14 protein-coding genes are annotated in these 18,753 nt (G+C 70.4%); 8 read left to right on the forward strand and 6 right to left on the reverse strand.

Annotation, left to right across the window (positions count from 1 at the left end; all coding sequences use genetic code 11):
- Window positions 1-71: 71 nt before the first annotated feature.
- From AC5Y4S_RS15840 to AC5Y4S_RS15855, 4 genes are all read left to right on the forward strand, one after another.
- Window positions 72-272, forward strand: a complete 201-nt coding sequence (locus AC5Y4S_RS15840; RefSeq protein ID WP_500033655.1) for a DUF2613 family protein — start codon at window positions 72-74, stop codon at window positions 270-272.
- 73 nt (window positions 273-345) lie between these two features.
- On the forward strand, window positions 346-519 hold the full coding sequence (locus tag AC5Y4S_RS15845) for a DUF2613 domain-containing protein (RefSeq protein WP_065443914.1): 174 nt from the start codon (window positions 346-348) through the stop codon (window positions 517-519).
- A 52-nt stretch (window positions 520-571) separates the two neighbouring features.
- Window positions 572-4,762 (forward strand): alpha-(1->3)-arabinofuranosyltransferase, encoded by a 4,191-nt coding sequence (locus AC5Y4S_RS15850; RefSeq protein WP_500034030.1) that lies wholly within the window; start codon window positions 572-574, stop codon window positions 4,760-4,762.
- A 57-nt stretch (window positions 4,763-4,819) separates the two neighbouring features.
- Window positions 4,820-6,268, forward strand: a complete 1,449-nt coding sequence (locus tag AC5Y4S_RS15855; RefSeq protein ID WP_500034031.1) for a lipase maturation factor family protein — start codon at window positions 4,820-4,822, stop codon at window positions 6,266-6,268.
- Window positions 6,269-6,275: 7 nt separating this feature from the next.
- Here the strand turns inward: AC5Y4S_RS15855 and AC5Y4S_RS15860 are convergent, their stop codons facing one another.
- Entirely contained in the window at window positions 6,276-8,171 is a 1,896-nt protein-coding gene (locus tag AC5Y4S_RS15860) for a PE family protein (RefSeq protein WP_500033656.1), read from the reverse strand.
- A gap of 108 nt (window positions 8,172-8,279) precedes the next feature.
- Window positions 8,280-9,926 (reverse strand): acetolactate synthase large subunit, encoded by a 1,647-nt coding sequence (locus tag AC5Y4S_RS15865; RefSeq protein ID WP_500033657.1) that lies wholly within the window; start codon window positions 9,924-9,926, stop codon window positions 8,280-8,282.
- 80 nt (window positions 9,927-10,006) lie between these two features.
- Between AC5Y4S_RS15865 and AC5Y4S_RS15870 the strand changes: the two genes are divergently transcribed.
- Window positions 10,007-11,425, forward strand: a complete 1,419-nt coding sequence (locus tag AC5Y4S_RS15870) for an NADP-dependent succinic semialdehyde dehydrogenase (RefSeq protein WP_500033658.1) — start codon at window positions 10,007-10,009, stop codon at window positions 11,423-11,425.
- Between the two features lie 8 nt (window positions 11,426-11,433).
- Here AC5Y4S_RS15870 and AC5Y4S_RS15875 read toward each other — a convergent pair whose 3' ends face one another.
- From AC5Y4S_RS15875 to AC5Y4S_RS15890, 4 genes are all read right to left on the reverse strand, one after another.
- Entirely contained in the window at window positions 11,434-12,375 is a 942-nt protein-coding gene (locus AC5Y4S_RS15875; RefSeq protein ID WP_500033659.1) for a R2-like ligand-binding oxidase, read from the reverse strand.
- Window positions 12,372-13,058, reverse strand: coding sequence for a TetR/AcrR family transcriptional regulator (locus AC5Y4S_RS15880; RefSeq protein ID WP_500033660.1), 687 nt, complete (start codon window positions 13,056-13,058; stop codon window positions 12,372-12,374). The genes AC5Y4S_RS15875 and AC5Y4S_RS15880 overlap by 4 nt, the downstream gene beginning before the upstream one ends.
- Window positions 13,059-13,199: 141 nt before the next feature.
- Window positions 13,200-14,909: an acyl-CoA dehydrogenase family protein gene (locus AC5Y4S_RS15885; protein ID WP_500033661.1), complete on the reverse strand. Its 1,710-nt coding sequence runs from the start codon at window positions 14,907-14,909 to the stop codon at window positions 13,200-13,202.
- 69 nt (window positions 14,910-14,978) lie between these two features.
- Window positions 14,979-15,866: a hypothetical protein gene (locus AC5Y4S_RS15890; protein WP_500033662.1), complete on the reverse strand. Its 888-nt coding sequence runs from the start codon at window positions 15,864-15,866 to the stop codon at window positions 14,979-14,981.
- A 174-nt stretch (window positions 15,867-16,040) separates the two neighbouring features.
- On the opposite strand from AC5Y4S_RS15890, the gene AC5Y4S_RS15895 reads away from it, so the two are divergent.
- The 3 genes from AC5Y4S_RS15895 to AC5Y4S_RS15905 are packed head-to-tail and all read left to right on the forward strand — an operon-like array spanning window position 16,041 to window position 18,742.
- Window positions 16,041-17,300, forward strand: coding sequence for an aminotransferase class I/II-fold pyridoxal phosphate-dependent enzyme (locus AC5Y4S_RS15895; RefSeq protein ID WP_500033663.1), 1,260 nt, complete (start codon window positions 16,041-16,043; stop codon window positions 17,298-17,300).
- Window positions 17,297-18,202, forward strand: coding sequence for an HpcH/HpaI aldolase/citrate lyase family protein (locus AC5Y4S_RS15900; protein WP_500033664.1), 906 nt, complete (start codon window positions 17,297-17,299; stop codon window positions 18,200-18,202). Before AC5Y4S_RS15895 ends, AC5Y4S_RS15900 begins: the two co-directional genes overlap by 4 nt.
- A 15-nt stretch (window positions 18,203-18,217) precedes the next feature.
- Window positions 18,218-18,742: a MaoC/PaaZ C-terminal domain-containing protein gene (locus AC5Y4S_RS15905; RefSeq protein ID WP_085190719.1), complete on the forward strand. Its 525-nt coding sequence runs from the start codon at window positions 18,218-18,220 to the stop codon at window positions 18,740-18,742.
- The last annotated feature ends 11 nt before the right edge of the window (window positions 18,743-18,753 follow it).

Below are 18,753 nucleotides of genomic sequence, written 5' to 3' on the forward strand. Positions count from 1 at the left end.
GTCCCGTGCTCCAGGGGGCATCGCCGGTAGGTTGGCAATCAGCCCATTTGCCTGGCAGGGAGGAGCCGGCGATGGCCGGGTTTTCGTTGGTCGCCGCGGCCAGCATCGCGGTGGGGTTGTCGCTCGGCGCCGCCGCGACCGTCGGCGTGACGCTGGCGATGGACGACCACAAGACGGCGCCGGTGCAGACCACACCGCGCAGCCCCGCCGGGCCGTATCTGGTGAATTACGGCTCTCGCTGCTGGCATGGTCATTGCGTGCCGTGGCCGTGACTCGCCGGCCCGGCCGGCGAGCGCCGTTCTGCTAGGTTGGCGCTAGTCCCCGAGAAATTCCAGGAGCCGTTTCATGAACCGGATCATCGCGCCCGCCGCCGCGAGCGTCGTGGTTGGTCTGTTGCTGGGCGCGGCCGCGATCTTCGGGATCACCTTGATGGTGCAGCAGGACACGAAGCCGCCACTCCCCGGGGGCGATCCGCAGTCGTCAGTGCTCAACCGGGTCGAGTACGGCAACCGTAGCTAGCCCGAGTAGGACCCGGGCCGGCTCACCGGCCCCCTGCTCGTCGGCTGCGCCGCTGTCCCGCCGGTGGTTGCTGTTGGTCGGCGCCGTCGCGCTGGCGCTGACGTTCGCGCAGTCGCCCGGGCAGGTCTCGCCCGACACCAAGCTCGACCTGACCGCCAACCCGCTGCGCTTCCTGGCCCGCGCGACCAACCTGTGGAACAGCGAACTGCCATTCGGCCAGGCGCAGAACCAGGCCTACGGCTACCTGTTTCCGCACGGCACCTTCTTTCTGGTCGGCCACGCGCTCGGGGTGCCGGGCTGGATCACCCAGCGGCTGTGGTGGGCGCTGCTGCTCACGGTCGGGTTCTGGGGGCTGCTGCGGGTGGCCGAGGCGCTGGGCATCGGCAGCCCGTCGTCACGGGTGATCGGCGCGGTGGCGTTCGCGCTGTCGCCGCGGGTGCTGACCACGCTCGGTTCGATCTCGTCGGAGACGTTGCCGATGATGCTGGCGCCGTGGGTGCTGTTGCCGACGATCCTCGCGCTGAGGGCCGCCCGCGACAGGTCGGTGCGGGTGCTGGCCGCGCAGGCCGGGCTGGCGGTCGCGCTGATGGGCGCGGTCAACGCCATCGCGACGTTGGCCGCTTGCCTGCCCGCGGTGATCTGGTGGGCGTGCCACCGCCCGAACCGGTTGTGGTGGCGCTACACCGCGTGGTGGGCGCTGGCGCTGGGCCTGGCCACGCTCTGGTGGGTGGTGGCGCTGGTCTGCCTGCGCCACGTCAGCCCGCCGTTCCTGGACTTCATCGAATCCTCCGGCGTGACCACGCAGTGGTCGTCGCTGACCGAGATTCTGCGCGGCACCGACAGCTGGACCCCGTTCGTGGCGCCGACCGCCACCGCCGGCGCGCCCCTGGTGACCGGCTCGGCGGCCGTCCTCGCTACCTGCCTGGTCGCGGCGGCCGGGCTGGCCGGGCTGGCCAGCGCGGGAATGCCGGCGCGGGGCCGGCTGGTGACCATGCTGCTGATCGGCGTGGTCTTGATGGCCGTCGGTTACAGCGGCGGGCTGGGGTCGCCCTTCGCCCACGAGGTGCAGGCCTTCATGGACGCCGCCGGCGCGCCGCTGCGCAACGTGCACAAGCTGGGACCGGTGATCCGCATCCCGGTGGCGCTGGGCGTCGCCCAGCTGCTCGGCCGGGTCGCGCTGCCCGGCAGCGCGCCGCGCTCGGCGTGGCTGCGCGCGTTCGCCCACCCCGAGCGCGACAAGCGGGCCGCGGTGGCGGTCGTCGTCCTGACGGCGCTGATGGTCAGCACCTCGCTGGCGTGGACCGGCCGGCTCGCCCCGCCGGGCACGTTCGGCGCCATTCCGGCGTACTGGCACCAGGCCGCCGACTGGCTCGACGAACACAACACTGGGATACCGGTTTCCGGGCGCGTGCTGGTGGTTCCCGGGGCGCCCTTCGCCACCCAGTCGTGGGGCACCACCCACGACGAGCCGCTGCAGGTGCTCGGCCACAGCCCGTGGGGAGTGCGCGACTCCATCCCCTTGACCCCGCCGCAGACCATCCGGGCGCTGGATTCGGTGCAACGCCTGTTCGCCGCCGGGCAGCCCTCGGTCGGCCTTGCCGATACCCTTGCCCGCCAAGGGATTTCGTACGTCGTGCTGCGCAACGACCTGGACCCGGAGACGTCGCGCTCGGCGCGCCCCATCCTGGTGCACCGCGCCCTCGAGGGCTCGCCGGGGCTGCAGAAGGTGGCGCAGTTCGGCGCTCCCGTCGGGCCCGGCACGCTGGCGGGCTTCGTCGCCGACGGCGGCCTGCGACCGCGGTTCCCGGCGGTCGAGATCTACCGCGTCGCGGTTGCCGGTGATCCCGGCGCGCCCTATTTCGTCGACGCCGACCGGCTGCCCCGGGTCGCCGGCGGCCCCGAGGTGCTGCTGCGCCTGGACGAGCGGCGACGGCTGCTGGGCCAGCCGCCGCTGGGCCCGGTGCTGATGGGCGCCGACGCCCGCGCCGCCGGCCTGCCCGCTGGGGCTGGGGTGACGGTCACCGACACCCCGGTGGCCCGCGAAACCGACTACGGCCGCGTCGACCAGCATTCGTCGGCCGTCCGGGCGGCCGGCGACGCGAGGCACACCTTCAACCGCGTCCCCGACTATCCGGTCCCGGGCGCCGACATGGTGTTCGGGGCCTGGAACGGCGGCCGCATCACCGTGTCGAGCTCGTCGTCGGACTCCACCGCCATGCCCGACGTCGCGCCGGCGACCTCCCCCGCCGCGGCCGTCGACGGCGACTCGGCGACGGCGTGGGTGTCCAACGCGCTGCAGGCCGCGGTCGGGCAGTGGCTGCGGGTGGACTTCGACCACCCGGTGACCAACGGCTCCCTCACCATCACGCCGAGCGCCACCGCCGTCGGCGCCCAGGTCCGCCGCATCCTGGTCGAGACGGCCAACGGCAGCACCACGCTGCGGTTCGACGAGCCCGGCAAGCCGCTCGCGGTGGCGCTGCCGTACGGCGAAACGCCGTGGGTGCGGATCACCGCCGCCGGCACCGACGACGGCTCCCCCGGCGTGCAGTTCGGCATCACCGACCTGTCGATCACCCAGTACGACGCGTCCGGCTTCGCCCACCCGGTCAGCCTGCGGCACACCGTGCGGGTGCCCGGGCCGCCGCCGGGCGCGACGGTCGCCGCGTGGGACCTGGGATCTGAGCTGCTCGGCAGGCCGGGTTGCGCGGCGGCGGACGGCGGTGTGCGCTGCGCGGCATCGATGGCGCTGGCTCCGGAAGAGCCGGTGAACTTCAGCCGCACCCTGACCGTCACGGACCCGGTGTCGGTGACGCCGACGGTGTGGGTGCGGCCACGGCAGGGGCCCAAGCTTGCCGACCTGGTCGCCGAGCCGAATACCACTCGGGCCCAAGGCGATTCGGACGTGGTGGACATCTTGGGGTCCGCGTTCGCGGCGACGGACGGCGACCCGGCCACCGCGTGGACCGCCCCGCAGCGGGTGGTGCAGCATAAGTCCCCGCCGACGCTGACCCTCACCCTGCCGCGGGCCACCAAGGTCACCGGGCTGCGCGTGGCGCCCAGCGGGTCGACGCTGCCGGCGCACCCGACGGTGCTGGCGGTCGACCTGGGCGACGGCCCCCAGGTTTGGGACCTGAAACCGGGTGAGCCCCAAACGCTTTCGCTCAAACCGCGGGTGACCGACACCGTCAGCATCAGCCTGCTCGACTGGGAAGACGTGATCGACCGCAACGCCCTGGGCTTCGATCAGCTCAAGCCGCCGGGCCTGGCCGAGGTCGCGGTGCTGGGCGCCGACGGCAACCCGATCGCGCCCGCCGACGCCGCCCGCAACCGGTCGCGGGAGATCACCGTCGGCTGCGACCGCGGGCCAGTCGTCGCCGTAGCGGGCCGGTTCGTGCACACCTCGATCCGCACCACCGCCGGCGCGCTGCTGGACGGCACCCCGGTCGCGGCGCAGCCCTGCGAAACCGAGCCGATCGCGCTGCCGGCCGGCCAGCAGGAGCTGTTGATCAGCCCCGGCGCCCAGTTCGTCGTGGACGGGGCCCGGCTGTCGACCCCGGCCGCCGCCAAGATACCCAGTGCCACTCCGATTCCCGCCCACACCGGGGCGTGGGGCCCGAGCCGCCGCGAAGTGCGGGCGCCCGCGTCGCCCACCGCGCGGCTGCTGGTCATCCCCGAGAGCATCAACCCCGGCTGGGTGGCGCGCACCGCCGCCGGGGCCCGGCTGACCCCGGTCGCGGTCAACGGGTGGCAGCAGGGCTGGGTGGTGCCGGCGGGGGACCCGGGCACCATCACGCTGAGCTTCGCCTCCAATTCGCTGTACCGGACGGGCCTGGCGGTGGGGCTGGCGTTGCTGCCGCTGCTGGCCGCGCTCGCCTTGTGGCGCACCCGGCGCGGGCGCAGCGACGCCCCGCCCGCCCGGCCGTGGGCCCCGGGGCCCTGGGCGGCGGTCGGCGTCCTGGCGGCCGGGACGGCCATCGCGGGAGCGGCGGGGTTGGTGGTGGCCGGCGCCGCCGTGGGGCTGCGGTACGCCGTGCGGCGCCGGCGCGACGACTTGACCGTGGTGCTGAGCGCCGGCGGGCTGATCCTGGCCGGGGCGGCGCTGTCGCGGCATCCATGGCGCTCGGTCGACGGTTACGCCGGGCATGCGGCGAATGTGCAACTGCTGGCGCTGATTTCGCTTGCGGTGTTAGGCGCCTCGGTCGTGGCGGTTCCACGACGGGGGCCGGCGCCGCGCGAGGAATGACAATTGGGGCGTTGGCTAGCGGTTCCCGTGCTGCTTGACTGGTAATACGTGACGACCATGGGTTGGTTCTCGGCACCCGAATACTGGCTGGGCCGGATGGTCCTGCAGCGGGGCGTCGCGGCCATCTACCTGATCGCCTTCGTCGCGGCCGCGCTGCAATTCCGGGCGCTCATCGGCGAGCACGGCATGCTGCCCGTGCCGCGGTTCTTGGCCCGCCAGACGTTTTGGCGGGCGCCGAGCCTTTTTCAGCTGCGCTATTCCGACCGGCTGTTCGCGGGGGTGGCGTGGCTGGGTGCGGCGGTGGCGGCGGCGATCGTCGCCGGCGCAGCCGACCTGGCGCCGGTGTGGGCCGCGATGCTGGCGTGGCTGGCGCTGTGGGCGCTCTACCTTTCGATCGTCAACGTCGGCCAGACCTGGTACGGGTTCGGCTGGGAGTCCTTGCTGCTGGAGGCGGGCTTCCTGATGATCTTCCTCGGCAACGACCGGGTGGCGCCGCCGGTGCTGACGCTGTGGATGGCGCGGCTGCTGCTGTTCCGGGTCGAGTTCGGCGCCGGGCTGATCAAGATGCGCGGTGACCCGTGCTGGCGCGACCTGACGTGCCTGTACTACCACCACGAGACGCAGCCGATGCCGGGGCCGTTGAGCTGGTTCTTCCATCACCTGCCCAGGCCGCTGCACCGCGTCGAGGTGGCCGGCAACCATTTCGCCCAGCTGATCGTGCCGTTCGGGTTGTTCGCGCCGCAGCCGGTGGCCAGCGTGGCCGGCGCGGTCGTCGTCGTCACCCAGCTGTGGCTGGTGGCGTCGGGCAACTTCGCCTGGCTCAACTGGGTGACGATCATGCTGGCGTTCAGCGCCATCGACGACTCGTCGCTGGCGATGCTCTTTCCGGTGCCCGCGCATCCGGCCTGGCCGGCGCCGCCGCTGTGGTTCGCCGCCGTGGTGATGGCGTTCAGCGCCGCCGTGCTGTTCCTGAGCTACTGGCCGCTGCGCAACATGCTCTCGCAGCGTCAGCGAATGAACATGTCCTTCAACCCATTTCACCTAGTAAACACGTACGGAGCGTTCGGCAGCATCGGGCGGGTCCGCCGCGAAGTGGTGATCGAGGGCACCGACGAGTCGCGGCTCACCGACGAAACGGTGTGGAAGGAATACGAATTCAAGGGCAAACCCGGCGGTGTGCGTCGGCTGCCGCGGCAGTGGGCCCCCTACCATCTGCGGCTGGACTGGCTGATGTGGTTCGCCGCGATCTCGCCCGGCTACGCCCAGCCGTGGCTGAGGCCGTTCATGCAGCGGCTGCTGCGCAACGACCGGCCGACGCTGCGCCTGTTGCGGCGCAATCCCTTTCCCGATTCGCCGCCGCGGTACGTGCGCGCGCAGCTGTATGAATACCGGTTTACGACGGTCGCGGAGTTGCGGCGCGACCACGCCTGGTGGCATCGCACGCTGATTGGCTGGTACGTCCTGCCCATGACGCTGCAGGAGGCGACGTCGCCGCACAACGGTTGAAACAGCGCTAGGGGCCGCCGTCGCCGCCGGTGCCGCCGTGTGGGCCGGCGCCGGCGCCGCTGCCAAAGGCGGCGCCGCCCCCGCCTCCACCGCCGATGTTGGCGTTCCCGCCGGCGCCGCCCGTGGCGGTGGCGCCGCCGGTGGCGAAGAGGTTGCCAGCGGCGCCGTTCGTGCCGGCGCCGCCGAGGGGCTGGCCGGTGCCGCCGACCCCGCCGGCGCCGGGGGCCACGCCGTTGGCACTGCCCCCTTGGCCGCCGTCGCCACCGGTGCCGCCGGTGATCGCGCCGCCCCCGCCGCCACCACCACCGGCGGCGACTTCAGTCCCGATGGCGGCCGAGGGTGTGCCGCCGCCTCCGCCGGCCCCGCCGCCGGAGCCTTGGCCAATGCCGCCGCTAAAGCCACCGCCGGCGGTACTTGTGGTGGTGGTGACATCGGCGCCGGCACCACCGCCGCCCCCACCACCGGGGCCGCCCGCGGCGCCGGCGGGCCCACCGCCACCACCGCCGTCGCCGCCGGCGGCGGCGACGGAGCTGAGGCCGATCGTTGCGGCGGCGCCGCCACCGGTGCCGCCTTGGCCGCCGTGGCCGCCGGCGCCGCCGCCCGTGCTGTTGCCGCCCGCGCCACCGCCACCCCCGCCTCCGGCGATGGCGATGGCGTCGCTGGTGCCGGTGGCGGTGGCGCTGCCGCCGCCACCCCCGTTGCCGCCGTTGCCACCGGTGACGCCGCTGCCGCCGTTGCCGCCGTTACCGCCGCGGATGGTTTCCGCGGTCACCACGCCCGAGCTGTTCGCGGTGGCGTTGCCGCTGTTGCCGCCGTCACCGCCGTCGCCGCCAGTACCGCCAGCGCTGCCGCCGCCGTTGCCGCCGTTGCCGCCGATGCCGGCCGTGCTGGCACTGTTACCGCCGTCGCCGCCGTGGCCGCCAGTACCGCCGGCGCCCACGAGGCCCGCACTGGCGCCGGAGCCGCCACCCAGGCCGGCGGTCCCACCGTTGCCGCCCTTGCCCCCGTTGCCCCCGGTGCCGGCTCCGAGGCCATCGCCACCCTGGCCACCGTGGCCACCCTGTCCGCCCACGCCGCCGTCACCTGCGTGGCCGCCGAACAATCCCGACACCCCCTCGGCGTTGCCGCCGATCCCGCCCGTCCCGCCGTTCCCGCCCTGGCCGCCTCCGGTCGCGTTGACAAAGCCGGTGATGCCGGACCCGCCGCTTCCGCCGGTCCCGCCGGTCCCGCCGACGCCGCCCGTACCGCCGTTGCCGAAAATCAGCCCGCCGTTGCCGCCCACCCCGCCGGACCCACCGTTGCCGGCGAGGCCACCGTTGGCGGGGACGGGTCCCGCGACGCCCGCGGTGCCGGCGGTGCCCATGCCGCCGGCCCCGCCCCTGCCGCCGTTGCCGAAGAAGAAAGCGTTACCGCCGTTGCCGCCGGGCTGGCCAGGCAGCCCGGACCCGCCGTCGCCGCCGTTGCCGAACAAGATCCCGCCGGGCCCGCCCGGCTGTCCAGTCCCCGGCGCCCCATTGGCGCCCTTGCCGATCAACGGGATCCCGAACAACGCATTGGTGGGCGCATTGACTACGGCCCGCACGTCTTGCCACAGGGGCGTGAGGGTCTGCAATGGCGAGGAGTTTGCCGCCTCGGCGGTAGCATAGGCGCCCCCGGCGGCGTTCAACGTCGAGACGAACAGGGCATGAAACTCCGCCGCCTCGGCGCTGAGCGCCTGAAACACCTGCCCGTGACTGGAGAGCACTGACGCTATCGCCGCCGACACCTCATCCGCACCGGCCGCCAGCAATGCGGTCGTCGGGCCCGCCGCCGCGGCATTGGCGGCGGTCACCGCCGCGCCGATCTTGGACACATCCGATGCCGCCGAGGCCACGAATTCCGGGACCGCCACCACATACGACATTGCTCCCCCTCCCCACAGGTCGGGTGTACAGATGAAGAGCACTGGAAAGCGTACGCCGACTCCGAGCCGATGTTTCAGACTTGAGCAAACGGGAGCTTAGAAGCCCGCTTAGAGCGTCTCGTCCAGCTCGCCGAGCCGGTCGGTCAGGCGCAGGTTCTCGGCGTAGTCGACCGGGCAGCCGATCAGCGACACACCGTCGTCGGCCAACGCGGCCTTCAGCGTCGGCAACAGTTCCGCGGCGCTGGTGATCCGATATCCCTTGGCGCCGAAGCTTTCCGCGTATTTCACGATGTCGGGGTTGCCGAATTTCACGTAATAGTGGTCGCCGAGTTCGAGGTCCATCTTCCACTCGATGAGGCCGTACCCGCCGTCCTCCCAGATCAGCACGACGAGCGGTATCCGCTCGCGAACCGCGGTCTCGATCTCCTGGGAGTTCATCAGGAAGGCGCCGTCACCGACGACGGCCAGCACCTTGGAGTCGGGGCGCGCCAGCTTGACGCCCAGGGCGCCGGGCAGCGCAAAGCTCATAGTGGACAGGCCGTTCGAGATTAGGCAGGTGTTCCGCTCATAGGTCGGATAGAGCCGGGCCATCCACATCTTGGTGGCCCCGGTGTCGACCAGGACCACGTCGCTGCGGCCCAGCGCCTCGCGAGTGTCGGCGACCACCCGCGCCGGCGCCAGCGGATAGCGCGAATCCTGTTGTCCGCGAGCGAATTCCTCGGCCAGCAGCCCCGACCCGGGCACGTCGGCGGCGTGGGTGAAGCGGTGACCGGCCAGCGCGTCGGTGAGCGCGTTCAGCGAATCGCTGATGTCGCCGATGATCCCGACGTCGACCGAGTAGTGCGCGTCGACCTCGGCCGGGAAGCGGTGGACGTGGATGATCTTCTTGTCGGCCTGCGGGTTGATCCGCACGGGATCGAACTCCTGCAGCTCGTAGCCGACGGCGATGACGGCGTCGGCGTTGTCGAACCCGAAGTTGACGTAGTCGTGCCGCATGAACCCCAGGGTCCCGATGCTGTTCGGGTGGTCATCGGGCATCACGCCCTTGCCGTGGAAGGTGTTGGCCACCTGGATGCCGAACTCCTCGGAGAACCGGACCAGGGCCTTGGTCGCGTCGGCGCGTGCGGCGCCGTGCCCGGCCAGCACCACCGGCCGCTTCGCCCGGCGCAGGATCTCCACGGCTCGTTCGACCTGACGGGGTGCGGGGGCGTCGGGGCGAACGACGTTGCGGGGCAACGGCTTCAGGTCGTAGTCGGTTTCATCCGCATCTATGTGCTCCGGCACCGCCAGGTAGACGGCGGCCGGGCGTTCGGTCTCGGCGACCTTGAACGCCTTGCGGACCATCTCGGGGATGGCGCGCGGGGTCGGGATGCCCGCGGCCCACCGCGTGATCGGGGCAAACATCGACACCAGGTCGACGTACTGGTGCGATTCCTTGTACTCGCGGTCCTGGCCCACCTGGGCGGAGATCGCCACCATCGGGGTGCTGTTGGTGGTGGCGTCCGCGACGCCGAGTTGCATGTTGATGGCGCCCGGGCCCAGGGTCGCCGACACCACCGCCGCGCGCCCGGTGACGCGCCCGTACATCTCCGCCATGAACGACGCCGCCTGCTCGTGCCGGGTGAGCACGTACCGGATGCTCGACGATGCCAGCGCCTGCACGAAGCGGATGTTCTCCTCGCCGGGCACCCCGAACACGACGGAAACGCCCTCGTTCTCCAGGCACTTCACGATCAGCTGTGCGGCTTTACTCATCCCGGCACCTCCCTGAGGGGAACGATAGTGGCAGGCTGGTTGTTGGACCTCTTACCAACCCCGAAGCGAAGGATCTCAGCGTGCCCATCGCCACGATCAACCCGGCTACCGGCGAGACAGTAAAAACCTTCACCCCCGCGACCGATGAGGAAGTCGACGCCGCCATCGCGCGCGCTTATGCCCGGTTCCAGGACTACCGCCATAACACCACCTTTGCCCAGCGCGCGGAGTGGGCAAACGCCACCGCCGACCTCTTGGAGAAGGAGGCGGACGAGACCGCGGCCATGATGACCCTGGAGATGGGCAAGACGCTCGCCTCGGCCAAGGCCGAAGCGCTCAAATGCGCCAAGGGTTTTCGCTACTACGCCGAGAACGCCGAGCAGCTGCTGGCCGACGAGCCGGCCGACGCGGCGAAGGTCGGCGCCAAGCGGGCCTACACCCGCTACCAGCCGCTGGGCGTGGTGCTGGCCGTGATGCCGTGGAACTTCCCGCTGTGGCAGGCGGTGCGCTTCGCCGCGCCGGCGCTGATGGCCGGCAACGTCGGCATCCTCAAGCACGCCTCCAACGTGCCGCAGACCGCGCTGTACCTCGCCGACGTCATCGCCCGCGGTGGGTTCCCGGACGGCTGCTTCCAGACCCTGCTGGTCCCGTCCAGCGCCGTCGAGACCATCCTGCGCGACCCCCGCGTCGCCGCCGCCACCCTGACCGGCAGCGAGCCCGCCGGCCAGTCGGTGGGCGCCATCGCCGGCGACGAGATCAAGCCCACGGTGCTCGAACTCGGCGGCAGCGACCCGTTCATCGTGATGCCCTCGGCCGACCTGGACGAGGCGGTCAAGACCGCGGTCACCGCCCGGGTGCAGAACAACGGCCAATCCTGCATCGCCGCAAAGCGTTTCATCGCCCACGCCGACGTCTACGACGCGTTCGTCGACAAGTTCGTCGAACGGGTCAAGGCGCTGCGGGTGGGCGACCCGACCGACCCCGACACCAACGTCGGCCCGCTGGCGACCGAATCGGGCCGCGACGAGGTTGCCAAGCAGGTCGAGGACGCGGCCGCGGCCGGCGCGGTGATCCGCTGCGGCGGCGAGCGCCTCGACCGGCCGGGCTGGTTCTACCCGCCCACGGTGGTCACCGACATCACCAAGGACATGGCGCTCTACACCGAGGAGGTGTTCGGCCCGGTCGCCTCGATCTACCGCGCCGAAAACATCGACGAGGCCATCGAGATCGCCAACGCCACCACCTTCGGGCTGGGATCCAACGCCTGGACCAACGACGAAGCCGAGCAGCAACGCTTCATCGACGACATCGAGGCCGGGCAGGTCTTCATCAACGGGATGACGGTGTCCTACCCCGAGCTGCCGTTCGGCGGCGTCAAGCGGTCGGGTTACGGGCGCGAGCTCGCGGGCCTCGGGATCCGCGAGTTCTGCAACGCCAAGACCGTCTGGGTCGGGTCGGCCGGCGAAGGCAAGGCGGCCGGCGCCAGCAAGGTCGAGTAGCTCCCGCGTCAGGCCGAAGCGCCCGCCAGCGCCCTCTCGTCCTCGTCGGCGAAGGTGTCCTCCAACTGCACCGGCGAGTAGTCGAGGTCGATCTCTTCGACCGGTCGACCGCGGGCGCTGGCGATGGTGCCGAACCGGCGCATCCCCTTGTCCGAGGCGTAGGCCATGGACTCGTCCGTCGACAGGTCGAACGGCATCGGGTCGTAGAGCGCGAAGCCCTCTTCGATGAGGCGTAGCCCGAGCGGCATCAGCTCGTTCATCCGCGTCTCGAAGACGCCCCAGTTCGCGTCGTCGGCGGCGACGTGCCGGCGGCAGGTGAAGGTGCCCCAGGCCATGTGGCGCCGCTCGTCGTCGCCGATGCGGCGCACCAGCTGCTGCATGCCGGGCAGGATGGCGCGTTCCACGCAGATCTTGTGCCAAATGTAGTAGCCCGTCAGCGCCAGCATGCCCTCGACCATATGGTTGTAGGTGACCGACGCCCGGATCTGTGCGGCCGGTGACGGATCAACCCTCAGCGCGTCGAGGCAGTCCGGCAGTTCCTCGTAGAAAATTGTGCGGTAGGTGGGCACGTCATTGATGTACTCGTGCAGGTCGTCGGTGACGCCGACAGCGTCGAGCCACATCCGGAACACTTGGACGTGCTTGGCTTCCTCGAACGCGAACTGCGTCAGGTACATCTCGTCGCCCAGCCGGCCTTCGGCCCGCATCGCGTACATAAACGGCTGAATGTCCTCGGTCACCGCTTCTTCACCGGCGATGAACTCGGCGCACAGCCGGGTGGCGTAATGGCGTTCGTCATCGGTGAGCCGCTCCCAGTCCGCGCGGTCGCGGGAGAAGTCGATGTCGGCCGGGTTCCAGAACTTCGCGTTGCCGCCCGCAAAGAGCTTGAGCGGCAAGCTGTCCCAGTTGAGCCCCCCTTTGACCATCGAGCCCGAATGCGTGCGTGTCATGTGACCTCCTCGGATCGTTTCGGTTCGGGGGTGACGGCGGCATTCGCCGAGAACGCCGCCTCCAGGACCGCGACCAGTCGGCGCACGGCCAGCGCGGGCTGCTCCGGCGTGGGCTCGTCGAGCCCCAGGACCGGGTCCAGGCCGCGCATGTATGGGGCCAGCGCCAGGTGCGGAAAGATCAAGAGCAGCAACGACAACAGCGCGTCGGTGTCCGAATCGGCGCGCAGGTCGCCGCGCAGCTGCGCGTCGTGGACCAGTGGCCGCATCACTTGCAGGTAGTGACGGTGGATGACGTTCTGCACGCTGACGCGCGCCTCGGTGTCGACTTCGAGCGTGGCGGCGGCGTGCAGCGCGCGCTCATGCGGGTGGTCGGCGAAGTAGGCGACCCACGCGTCGAGCCAGTCGGTCAAAAACTCGAAGAACGGCCGGCTGGGGTTCAGCTCGCGGATGCGGTCCTCCATGTAGGCGCGCACCCGTTGGCTGGCGACGTCGGCGACGTACGCGTAGAGGTCGCGCTTGTCCGCGAAGTACTGGAACAGGCTGCCCTTGGCGACGCCGGCCCGGCGGGCGATGACGTTCAGGCTGCCACGGGAGAAGCCGTGTGCGCCGAACTCGGACTCCGCGGCTTCGATCACCGCCGCGCGGCGAGCGGGGTCCACGCGCGCCCATGTCACCGTCGGCATTGGGCCTCCTCGCGTTGATGACCACTGGTCATTCTACGGTGAGCTACGTCACAGTCAAGGCTCGCCTCGTCCAGTGTGCGCCCAGCCGCACGCTGGGGCCCGAATGTGCGGCCAGCCGCACGATCGGCGGAGCCGGAGGACTCAGGGGCGCATCTGGTAGGCGCCGCTGAGCGGCAGGACGTGTTCCTTCCAGATCTGGTCGTAGCGCGCCGGGTCGTGCGCCGGACGGCGGATCATCCGCATCGCGAACCGGGCCTGCGCGTCCGTGGTTGCCGGCTTGTCGCCGAGTTCGACGGCGTAGCCGTTGAAGTCGCGCACCAGCACGGCGAAGATCTCGTCGACCAGGGCCTCGTCGACCCCGGACAGTGGGGCCTCCTCGAGGATGAGCTGCGCGTAGGGCACCGTGGCGAACAGTTGACCCACCCCGAAGGCGAAGTCAATGTCCTTCTGCTGCACGGCATCCGGTGTGGCGCTGGCCAGCATCTCGGCCAGCACGTCGACCTGCTCGCGCAGCAGCGCGACGTTGGGCAGGTGCCGGAACGCGTCGAACGGCGTGCGCCAGTCATGGAACCGCACCTTGCCCAGGCCCCCCGTCGGCCCCTGGGCGAACAGGAACGTGTCATCGGCGGCGTCGTCGCGGCGGGAGATCACAGGCAACTCGGCGCTCGGGGCGAACAGGAAGTTGGGCATGAACTTCGCGAGCAGCCCGATGTTGATGTGGACCGTGCCCTCCAAGCGTGGCAGCAGGCCGATCTCGCGGGTGACGGCCTCGAAAAAGGTGTCCTTCTCAACGCCTTTGGCGGCGATGACGTCCCACATGGCGGTGATGACCCGCTCGCCCTCGCTGGTGATCTTCGCCTTGGTGAGCGGGCTGTACAGCAGGTAGCGGCGGTCGGCCGCCGACGCGCTGCGCATGTAGTCGCAGGCGCGGGTGGCGACCAGTTTCATCGCGATGAGCCGCAAGTAGGCGTCGGTGAGCAGCCGCCGCACGTGGGAAAAGTCGGTGACGACGGTGCCGTACAGGACGCGGTTGGACGCGTGGGTGACCGCCTCGTACATGGCATGGGTGCACATGCCGATCGCGCCCCAGCCCAGGTTGTACTTGCAGACGTTGACGGTGTTGAGCGCGGCGTGGAAGGCGTCGGGGCCGCGGTGCAGCAGGTCGGCCTCGGTGACGGGGTAGTCGCGCAGCGCGTAGTTGGCGACGAAGTTCTGCGAGTTCACCACGTTCTTGATGAGCTCGTACCGGTCGTGCTGCGAGTCGGCGGCGAAGAACACGTACTCGTCTTCCCCGCCTGAAGAGCCAGTGATCTTGCCGAACGTGGAGACCATGCGCGCCGCGTTGGCGTTGCCGATGTAGTACTTCTCGCCGTTGGCGATCCAGCCATGCTCGGATGGTGTCAGAATCATGTCGGTCTGGTAGACGTCGGCGCCGTGGGTCTGCTCGGACAACCCGAACGCGAAGACCTCGCCGGCCTCCAACTGGGCGGCGGCCTTGCGCTTGGCGTCCTCGTTGTCGCTCATCCAGATCGGGCCCAGGCCGAGCGCGGTGACCTGGAAGGGGTACCAGTAGCTCAGCCCGTAAAAGCCCACGATCTCGGCGAACTCGCTGATCCGGTAGGTGTCCCACCGGCAATCGTCCGCGCCGTACTCCGACGGCGTCAGCAGCGAGGCGAAGATGCGCTCCCGTCCGATATGGTCCAGAAAGTCGGAGTACCAGACGCGGTTGTGGTCGTCGGACTTCAGCCGCGCCTTGCCGCGGGACTCGAAGAAGTCCACCGTCGCGGCCATGATCTCGCCCGAGCGGCGGTCTGGGTAGCGGCGTTGCAGGTGGTTGGGATTGAGCAACATGGCACTACTCCCGGGGGTTGCGATCAAGACGAGGGTGACGGTACGCCATGGCCACCGAATCGAGGAAGCTCATGCCGGTTGGTGCCGGGTGGTGAATATCGCCGGGCTGGCCGGCACGATGAGCAACCCGAGCAGCACCGCGGGCCAGCTCACCGCTCGGCCGGCCGCCATCTCGACGAACAGCGCAATGGCTGGGATCAACGCCAGCGCCCCGGTGACCAAGACCGGCGCCAACTGCTGAATTGCGTACTGGATCAAAAAGAATGGCACCACCAGGGACGCGAAGGCGGCCGCTATCGAGACGCCCCACGGCAGCGACGGCGCCGCGAGCAACCCGCCCGGGACCAGGATGAGCAGCGCCGCCGCGGCCACCACCAGCGTCGCGTAATAGCGGTGGGCCATCACCTGCCAGACACCGACCCCGGCGGCGCCCAGACCGCGGGACACGATGGCCACCCCGCCGGCGGCGGCGCCGTCGACGACGCCCAGTGCGGCCGCAACCAGCAACGCCACCATGCCGCGGGAATCCGACCCCGCCAGCGCGACCACCAGCGCGGCGCCCAGCGCGGCCAATAGGCAGACCGCCAGCCATTGGACGCGGCCGGGGCGCGTGGGGGCGTGGCCGCGCCGGGCTTCGCGGGCCGACCAGGCCGTGACCACAAGGGGAGCGAACGAGGCGCCCAGGGTGAAGACCACCACCGCGCTGTAGACCGCCAGCCCCAGGAAGAAGGAGACGAACGTTACCGCGGTCCACAGGTTCAGCCAGGCGAAACTCCGGGTGGCGGGGACCCGCGCCGCCGGGTTCCGGCGGGCCGCAAGGGCTCCGAGCACGGCCGACCCGGCCGCCGCGATCGCCAGGATCAGCAGGCTGTCCGCCACGTTGATCATGGACAACCCCAACAGGGCGGTGATGACCGCGTGCAGGCCGTTGCCGGCGATCAGGGCGAGCCAGGGCATCAGCGCGTCCCGCCGGTCATCAAGAGCATGGAACAACAGTGCCGACGGGACGCGGGAATGTCTGTCGGCCCTCCGGCCAATCCCGTGTCCCCCGATCGGGGGAACGAGCATTCATCACGTCGCCGATCCGATCGGTGGAGGGCCGGGCGCGCGGATCTTTCTACCGTGCAACGCATGAACAAGCTGGACGAGCAATCCCCGATCCACCGATTCCGCAACAACGCCAAGGCCGTCGAGGTCGGCAACCCGGCGTGGCAGGCGGCGGCCGACAACGGGCTGCTGGACAACAGCGTCCGCTACGTCGGCGGCGACCTGCTGGAGCGCCAAAGCGACGGTCACCGCTTCATCAACATGATCTCCTGCTCCTACCTCGGATTGCATTCCCACCCATGGGTTTTGGAAGGCGCCCGCGCGGCGATCGACTCGGAGCAGACGTTCGCGCTGTCCGCCTCGCGGCTGCGCATCCGGTTCTCCATCATCGACGAGCTCGAGGCCGGGCTCTCGCAGTTGTGGCGCGCCCGCTGCGTTTCGGCCATCTCCACGGCGGTGGCCAGCTCCGCCGTGCTGCCGCTGATCTCCTCGGGACACCTGACCGACGACGGGGAACCGCGCGTCATGGTGTTCGACAAGTTCAGCCACTTCTCGCTCAACTACATCAAGCCCATCTGCGCCGACGAAGCGCCCGTCTACACCAGCCCGCACAACGACCTCAACTACCTCGAGGACATGTGCAAGAGGCACAAGCGGGTCGCCTACGTCGCCGACGGCGCCTACTCGCTGGGCGGTGTTGCGCCGGTCAAGGAGCTGCTCGAGTTGCAGGACCGCTACGGCCTCTTTTTGTTCTTCGACGAGGCCCACTCGCTGTCGATGTACGGCGAACGCGGCGAAGGGATCGTGCGGTCCCTGATGCCCGACGAGCTCAACCCGCTGACCATCATCGTCGCCTCGCTGGGCAAGGCCTACGGCGCCAGCGGCGGGGTCATCATGCTGGGCCCCGAGAAACACCACGACATCCTGATGCGATTCGGCGGCCCGCTGGCCTGGTCCAAGCCGGCGAACGCGCCGACGATCGGTGCCTGCCTGGGTTCGCTGCGGGTGCACAACTCGCCCGAGCTGGCCCGGCGCCAACGACAATTGCGCGCCAACGCCGCACTTTTCGACAGCCTCATCGACACCCCGCAGGCCGGCCTGGACACCCCGATCCGGCTCATCCGGACGGGCGAGGACGACAAGGCGATCGGCCTGTCCCGGCAACTCCTCGATCGCGGTTTCTACGCCTCGGCGGTGTTCTTCCCGGTCACCCCGCGGGGCGAGGCGGGACTGCGAATCATGCTGCGTGCCGACAACGAGGCCGACGACATCCGCCGTCTGTGCGCGACGGTCGGCGAGCTGGTGGCGTCGGAAGCGCCGGACCTGGTCGGTGTTCCGGCATGAGCGAGCGAAAGACGGTCCAGCCCTGGGTGTTTCGCACCATGCTGATGACGAGCGCGATCAATCCACGCCAGTACCCTACGGCGCTGCGCTCGGGCGCCGACGTGTGCACGCTGGATCTCGAAGACGCGGTGCCGCCCGCGCGGCGCGAACTCGCCCGCGGCCTGGCCGCTCGATTGCTCAAGGGGCCGTCGACCGGATGCGTCCGCGCGCTGCGGATCAACAGCCTGCGCACCGCCGACGGCCTGCGCGACGTTCTCGCGCTCGCGTACGGCGCCCTGGCGCCCGACGCGCTGCTGGTTCCGAAGGTCAACTGCGCGCACGATCTGCTGATCCTCGAGGACATGTTGGGTGATGCGGGCGCGGACATCGATTTCCTGGTGACCATCGAAACGGCGGCCGGCCTGGCCGCCGTCGAAGAGATCGCCACCGCGAGCCCGCGGGTGCGGGCGCTGGTCTTCGGCGCCGCGGACTTCGCGGCCGACCTCGGCATCTCGATGGACTGGGAGCCGTTGGCCTACGCGCGTTCTCGCATCGTGGCCGGTGCCGCCGTGGCCGGCATTCCGGCGATCGACGCGCCGACCTTCGACCTCGGCAACGAGCTCGCGCTCAAGGTCGACATGAACCGATCGCGCGAGCTCGGCTTCGGCGGCAAGGCCGCGGTCCACCCCCGGCAGGTGGCGGTGATCAACGACGGGTTCACGCCACTGCCCACCGAGGTGGAGCGGGCCCGACGCGTCATCGACAGGGCGGACAAACAGTGCGGGCAGATCGGGATCCTCGACGGGCAGATGGTCGGCCCGCCGATGGTGGCCGCGGCACACCGCCTGCTGCGGCGAGCGGAGGCGCTCGACGCACGGAACACTACGCGGGTCGCCGTGGCGGCCCGCCGGGTCCGCTACTAGCGGATGGGGTTGGCAATGGACGAGATTCGTACCTACAAGAGGATCGGCGATCGGCGCTGGCGCGAGTCACCGGGCCTGCTGTTCGAGGATATCGAGGTCGGCGCGACCGTCGAGCATCGCCCGGGCCGCACGCTCACCGAGGCCGACAACGTGTGGATGTCGTTGCTGTCGCACAACTTACACCCGCTGCACATCGACAACGCGTACTGCGAAAACACCGAGTGGAAAAGGCCTTTGGTGTCCAGCCTGGTCACGTTGTCGATCGTCTCGGGCATGAGCGTGCCCAGCACCAGCGCCAAGGGCCTCGCCAACCTGGGGTGGGACAACATCCGCCTCGTCGCCCCGGTCTTCGTCGGCGACACCATCTACGCCGAGACCGAGTATCTGGACAAGCGCCCCTCGGAATCGCGCCCCCACCAAGGCGTCGTCAGGTGCGCCACCCGCGGGGTCAAGTCCGACGGCACGGTGTTTCTGACCTGCGAGCGGGCGTTTTTGCTGCCGACCCGCGGGCACGATCTCGAAGATAGCGCCGCGTATTAAATGAGGAGGCA

It is taken from the genome of Mycobacterium sp. NGS64, from assembly GCF_059812245.1.